At 46.9% G+C, this 260-nt stretch carries 1 pseudogene; it reads left to right on the forward strand.

Annotation, left to right across the window (positions count from 1 at the left end):
- Positions 1-260 (forward strand): annotated as a pseudogene (locus tag Q4528_RS14490) (hypothetical protein); the annotation flags it as partial.

Here is a 260-nt window from a genome sequence, read left to right on the forward strand (position 1 = left end):
GGTTACAAGGCAATAGCTACTATTCGTGGATTAGCGCCAGTGAAGCCAACGACGAGCTATTCTTTACCCGCGTTGGCGCCAATGACCCACAATATAACTTGCGTAGCGAAACCAGTCTTATTCTGCGCCGCCAAGCCAAATCGACAGTATTTGCCAATGTGTTGGAAACACATGGTTACTTTAATGAAGCCGTAGAAGCGAGTACCAATGCTCGGGGTAAAGTAACAGAAGTAAAGGTGCTAGCCAGTAACGAAATAGGC

The organism is Staphylococcus pasteuri (genome assembly GCF_030547725.1).
Classification (GTDB): domain Bacteria; phylum Bacillota; class Bacilli; order Staphylococcales; family Staphylococcaceae; genus Staphylococcus; species Staphylococcus pasteuri.